The following is a 5950-nucleotide window of genomic DNA, read 5'->3' as shown; positions in this document are numbered from 1 at the left end:
TGCTTCGGACTTGTTTGAAAATCGTTTGATTCATCAATTATTTCAATATTTAAATCCTTGTTTTCATCGCTTTCAAACTTCTTAGCGATTTCTTTTCCTGAGTTAAACCAAACTTTTTTAATAAGTTTCGAAGCATCTTTGTCTTTATTTAACCATCTTAAAATTCCTCCAATATGATCATCATCAAAATGGGTCAAAACCAATAGATCTATATACTGATTATTTTCTCTAATTTTATTAATAACCTCGAACAACTGCCCCTTCACATTTGATATGCTTTTGAAGCAATTTCCAACCCCTCCATCTATCAAAATGTTTCGAGGAATTTCTTCGCTATCTAAAAATGAAACCCAAATAGAATCGCCATTAAAAGCTTTTAAAAATTTTATGTTCATATCTAAGCTATTAAGTATAAGTTTCTATTATCTAAAATTTCCATTTTCCAAAGTCGCCAAACGCGACAACAACAAAGACTGAAGTTGGGATAGTTTGTGATTAATTTTGGTTTTATTTAATATGGTTTCATATATGGACTTGGCTTGTTCCTCAAAATCAAATACAATTTCATTTTTTGGAATTATTACAAAAGTCTCGTCAAAGTTTTTTGTAACGACTGCTTCAAATGTCGCACCTATAGCTTCTGATTTTAATTTATCAATTACACTTCGTGTTAAAAAATAAGTGAAAAAAGGGAATTCTGATAAACTTAATATTGCATAACAAGTTTGATTCATTGCCATAGGAAAACCAGACAATGATATTCCACCCGTAGTTGCACCTCTAGCCGTTACAAAAGTTGTGTTGGCAGGATAGAGCTTACTACTACATTTTTTAAGTCCTTCTTTTGTTATGTGTTTATCAGTAGATAACACATAAATACTTGAAGTTTTGTCTCCGGGTGTGTAAAAAGGTATTTCGCCATCCCCCCAATATTCTAAAACATCTGTTTTAGGCGTTCCGCCTCCTCCAATTTTAGAAATTGTTGTAAAAGAATCATATGTCCACTCCTCAGGAATCTCCCCATCCAACTCCTCATCAAACACCATCGATCCACCAGACGATTTATAAGGTTTTCCATCCTCATTTGGAAACTCAAAATCTACAAACCACTGTCTATACAAAGTTTGCGCAGTAACTTCTAGCTTTTCACAAATTTGTTCATTGACTTTTATTTTATTGCTAATGGATTGGTATTGTTCAACTAGTTCTCGTTGTTTATCTATGGAAAGAATTGGAAGTTCTGTTTCGCATAAATCTGCCCAATCAAAAGTTTCTCGTGTGCTTCCATGAGAATGAAACCGTGCATAACGGTCAAACTCTGGACGAGAAAACCACATCATCAAATATTCGGGTAATAATACATTGGTATCAATTACTTCAAACACTACATATATTTGAGATACTAAAGCCTTGTCATACTCATCAGCTAACGCAATTGAAATCTTTTCTCCATTTCGAGAAGTAACCGTTCCATAAGCAAACTGTCGCTTTTCAATAATTTTATAAACAGACATATCTGTTCCAATGGTATTGGCAATAGAAGGAATTAGCTTTTTGGTAATACTTACGCCCAAAAGTGTATCCATTTCCAAATCACGGTTTCTTATATTGACTTGTTGAATGTATTTTCCTAATTTTTTATAACCCTCTTTCATGGTTTCGTCTTTATAAATGCGTCTAAAAAATAACTTTTTAATACCTTCATTTTTCAAATTAGTTCTCACCCTCTAAATGCTCATCGTTGGCTTTATAACCTTGATTAGGATGATTATGAGTAAATGGATAGCGTTTTTTTAATTTGCCATTTTTTATCATGTTTGGAAAAATCTTATTCTTTAGATAATCAATTGACTTGCCGAGTTGATTCGCAACTTCCTCCATTGACAAATAATCTTGTGAACAGATAGTAATAATCTCTTTCTCTAAATCTTCTCTACTTAATCGCGTTGCCATCTTTTTTGAGGTGTCAACCTTTCTATCAGAGGTGTCAACCTTTTTACCCGAGGTGTCAACCTTTCTATTTGTAAACCCCATACTGTCAGTGTCTTCTATGGAGATTGCGACCTTTACTGAGGTGTCAACCTTTCTGCCTAAGGCTGATACCTTTTGGCTTGAGGTGTCAACCTTTGTCTTTACTTTATAAATAGTCCATCGGCCATTCTTGTCAGATTCCAAATAGCCATCTGTGCATAGTTTTTTCAACAAGTTGGTAATGTCTGTACTATGCATATTTAATACATATTGCAGACGTTGGTTGGAAATAGAACCCTCAATTAAGCAAAAAGATAAAGCAGTTAGCTCGTCTGGAGTTAGGTTGCTTACAGAGTCAAAAATGGTTTCAAGTTCCTGTAAAGTCGCATCTGGAATAACGCTAAACATTGGCAAGGTTAGCTTTACACGATCTGGTTGACCTTCCAACTCCAAAAAGGGTTTTCTCCAATGAGAATCTCTCCATCCTGTCATAATCTTGTCCACACCACTTCCTGCTTTTTCCGCTCGCCCAATCAACATAAACATTTGCTGCAAGGAAGGGTTTCTACACTCACTAATGCCACCTGCATAGTATTGTTGTAGAGAAATCAATAAGGTTCCTGGGTTAGAAAAAACAAATTTTTCAGTGTCTAACTCAATAATAATATTCCCACTTAAAGAATAATCTGTATGAACAATGGCATTAACAAAAGCTTCACGCAGAGCAATATGAGTGGGAGTTTCATCAACCCTTTCATCATTTTTTAACTGAAAAGGCTTTGGTAAAGTCGAGGAGATTTTCGGCCATACTTTGAGATAAAATTGCAATAAATTACACTCCCATGTGCCATCTGGATAAATACGATCTGTCCATCTGATCTTTTCATCCGTTGTCAATCGTTCTCTATAATCAGGAAAATAATCTGACAGCGCCTCCTGATCTTTTATACTATCCTCTTTACCGAACATTAAAAGCCCGGCTAACGTAATTCCTTCTTTTTTTGATTTTCTATCTACTCTATAGGCACCAATTTTTCTCAACAATTCAGCATCTTCTAAGGCATGCCACGGATGTCCAGATCTAGAAGATGCGAATAGCTGTCTGAAATGGCGAATACTCGTAGGATCTAAGTCTTCAATAGTGAAATGTTCTAGAATCAACGCATCAAGTTGAAGCTCTGAACTTGAGTCGGCCAACAGTCTCTTAACCTCATTTTCTGTACATCTATAATCCCCTTCGTGATTTCTTTTATACGTATTGCCAAATGGATTTCGAGTAAGATATACAGGCCTCTCTGTCCTGTTTGCAAATGGAACTCTTAAACCTAAAAGTTTTCGACCTTTTAGCTCCACAACCCGAACATCTTCATTCGATAATATATTACGACTAATTGTGTTGGGATTATTACATCCATCCCAAAACTGCCTTTTATAATTTTCGATTTGTTCATCGCTTAAGCCTTCAATTTCAATACCATCTCTATTTTCTTTTATACCGATAACGATAATTCCAGTATTGGTATTTGCAAAAGCAGAATAGGTTTTCCAGAGTTCTTTAGGAAAACCTCCTTTACCAGATTTGTACTCGACTTCAAAGTATTCATTAGGTAAAAATTCATTATCTAATAAAGAGAACAAGGAATCCGTATCCTCAAAATCGAATAAATTTAATTGCTGTTCTTTCATAACTAACCAATCTTATATCCTAAACTATCAAACACACTCTCAACTTCTAGTTTCAATTGCTTCTCCTGCTCAAATAAACTTTTTAGTTCCGATTGTAAGTTTTGCATTTGCGTACCATAATCCAACTGTTCATCACGGTTCACAAATTCAATATATTTACTTGGTACTAAAGAATAATCCTTTTTCCGAATTTCTTCTAAAGATGCCGAATAGCAATATTCAGGTACATTTTCGTAGACTGAGCCTGTCGAAGTCTGCCAGTTATGATAATTTAAAGCAATCTTTTCAATTTCAGTTTCGGAAAACTGTGTGAATTTCTTTTCAAAAGGTTCTCCTTTTTGACGCAAATCGATAAATAGTACTTCATGCTGACGATCACGGTAGTTTTTAATACCGTCGTTAACTTTAAACACTCTTTGCTTTTTATTTCTGTTTAAAATCCAAAGCGTTACAGATATGTCCGTAGAATAAAACATAGCTCTTGGCAAAATAGCAACAGCTTCTACCAAGTCATTTTCTAAGATTTGCTTTCTAATTTTATATTCTTCGCCACTACCAGATAAGGCGCCATTTGCCAAAATAAAACCTGCAACGCCATTATCAGATAACTTCGCAATCATGGTCAAAATCCAAGCGTAGTTGGCATTAGATTTTGGTGGCACTTCATAACCTGCCCAACGTGGGTCGTCTGTTAATTCGTTTTCAGCACGCCAATCTTTTAAGTTAAACGGTGGATTCGCCATGATATAATCGGCTTTCAAAGTCTTGTGCTGATCGTCGTTAAAGGTATCGGCTGCTTTGGCACCTAAATTCCCTGAAATACCACGAATAGCTAAGTTCATTTTAGCCAGTTTATAAGTGGTATTGGTCAATTCCTGTCCGTAAATTGATACGTCCTTTTTATCGCCTTGGTGTTTGTCTATAAACTTTAAAGACTGCACAAACATCCCACCAGAGCCACAAGACGGGTCATAGATTTTACCTTTGTAAGGCTCAATCATTTCGGCTATCAGATTCACAATAGATTTCGGAGTATAAAACTCCCCTTTTCCTTTACCTTCTGCAATAGCGAACTTGCTAAGGAAGTATTCATATACTCGCCCAATCACATCTTGACTTTCGTCTTTGAGCGTGTCGATATTATTAATGGTATCTAATAGCGCAGAAAACTTGGATTGATCTAATCCTAAACGTGAAAAGTAATTATCAGGCAATGCGCCTTCTAAGGCTTTATTGTTTTGCTCAATCAGTTTTAAAGCCGCATCAACTTTAAGCGTCACATCCTCTTGCTTGGCGTGCTCCATGATGTAAGACCATCGGGCTTCAATTGGTAAATAGAATACATTTTCGGCTTGATAAAATGATGGCATATCCAAAAACTGTGCTTTGCCATCGGCAATCAATTCCTGTTGACGCCTTTGAAATTTATCGTCAGCGAATTTTAAGAAGATTAAACTTAATACAACGTGCTTATATTCAGATGGTTCTACAGAACCGCGTAATTTATTAGCGGAATCCCATAGGATTTCCTCAGTACTTTTGGTCTGGACTTTTTTAGCCATTTAATAGATTGGTTAGGGTAATTTTTAGCTTGAGCTGTAAATGTAGGAAAACCAAACATAAGAAGCCAAAGGAAATCAGTAATGCAGCTGATCTTTGCTAGAGAAAGAGATAAACAACGCTTACTAACATTTTTCACTCATTAAAAATCAAAAAAACCGCAAATTAGCTTTTCTCTTGATTTTTGAATTCTTTTAGCAATTAGTGAATCACAAAGCTTCCATCATCCATAACTTTCTATTATGGAGCATTCTCCATGAGTACTTTAAGATTATCGTTTTCATTAACTTCCTCAAAGAAAATTGTTTCATTGTAGTGTTCAAAAAAAGTTGGGGAGTGCTACTGAAAACCAAGAATTCCCGATCAAATGGTAAATCCAATCCCACAGTAATCAACATAATCAACACCAAATAATCTGTCTCTAATCTCTATTTTCTATCCTCTATCCCCTCTACCCTCAATTTTCTATTTTCTACCCTCTACCCTCTACCCCCCTCTACCTCCTAAACAACACCTACCACCTCAATCCCCACCCCATTCTGCGCATGCAACAAATACATCACCCCATCAACCTCCTGATAATAGCGAATCCCCAATACCGCCAACTGGATCCCCAATCCCGTAGGGAAACTTCTAGGCGTCATACTCAAGGTAGTGTCCGCAAAGTCTTTGGGTAGCATTTGCGGATCAGCCATGTGCAGCTGATACTCCATAGTCTCAAAATTAAAATCCA

General features: G+C 36.0%; 5 protein-coding genes. All 5 read right to left on the bottom strand.

Translation table 11 applies throughout. The annotated features are described in order from the left end of the window. Window positions 1–395, bottom strand: a 395-nt coding sequence (locus ABIQ28_RS14790) for an MBL fold metallo-hydrolase (RefSeq protein WP_348038657.1), incomplete at its 3' end; no start/stop codon positions are given. A gap of 27 nt (window positions 396–422) precedes the next feature. Then, window positions 423–1712 carry a restriction endonuclease subunit S gene (locus ABIQ28_RS14785; RefSeq protein WP_348038655.1) on the bottom strand — a complete coding sequence of 430 codons (1290 nt, stop codon included), beginning with the start codon at window positions 1710–1712 and terminating at the stop codon, window positions 423–425. 1 nt (window position 1713) lies between these two features. After that, window positions 1714–3657, bottom strand: a complete 1944-nt coding sequence (locus tag ABIQ28_RS14780) for an RNA-binding domain-containing protein (protein WP_348038653.1) — start codon at window positions 3655–3657, stop codon at window positions 1714–1716. A gap of 2 nt (window positions 3658–3659) precedes the next feature. Further along, window positions 3660–5219, bottom strand: coding sequence for an N-6 DNA methylase (locus ABIQ28_RS14775; protein WP_348038651.1), 1560 nt, complete (start codon window positions 5217–5219; stop codon window positions 3660–3662). A gap of 501 nt (window positions 5220–5720) precedes the next feature. Beyond that, a partial coding sequence (locus ABIQ28_RS14770; RefSeq protein WP_348038649.1) for a hypothetical protein occupies window positions 5721–5950 on the bottom strand: 230 nt, incomplete at its 5' end.

It is taken from the genome of Gelidibacter sp. (assembly GCF_039916245.1).
Taxonomy (GTDB): domain Bacteria; phylum Bacteroidota; class Bacteroidia; order Flavobacteriales; family Flavobacteriaceae; genus Gelidibacter.
Note: the sequence above shows the minus strand (reverse complement) of the source record. Positions and strands in the feature narration are given on the sequence as shown.

Excerpts from the sequence above, each read along its gene's own strand:
- ABIQ28_RS14780 (WP_348038653.1), bottom strand. The coding sequence starts at position 3,657 with ATGAAAGAACAGCAATTAAATTTATTCGATTTTGAGGATACGGATTCC.
- ABIQ28_RS14775 (WP_348038651.1), bottom strand. The coding sequence starts at position 5,219 with ATGGCTAAAAAAGTCCAGACCAAAAGTACTGAGGAAATCCTATGGGAT.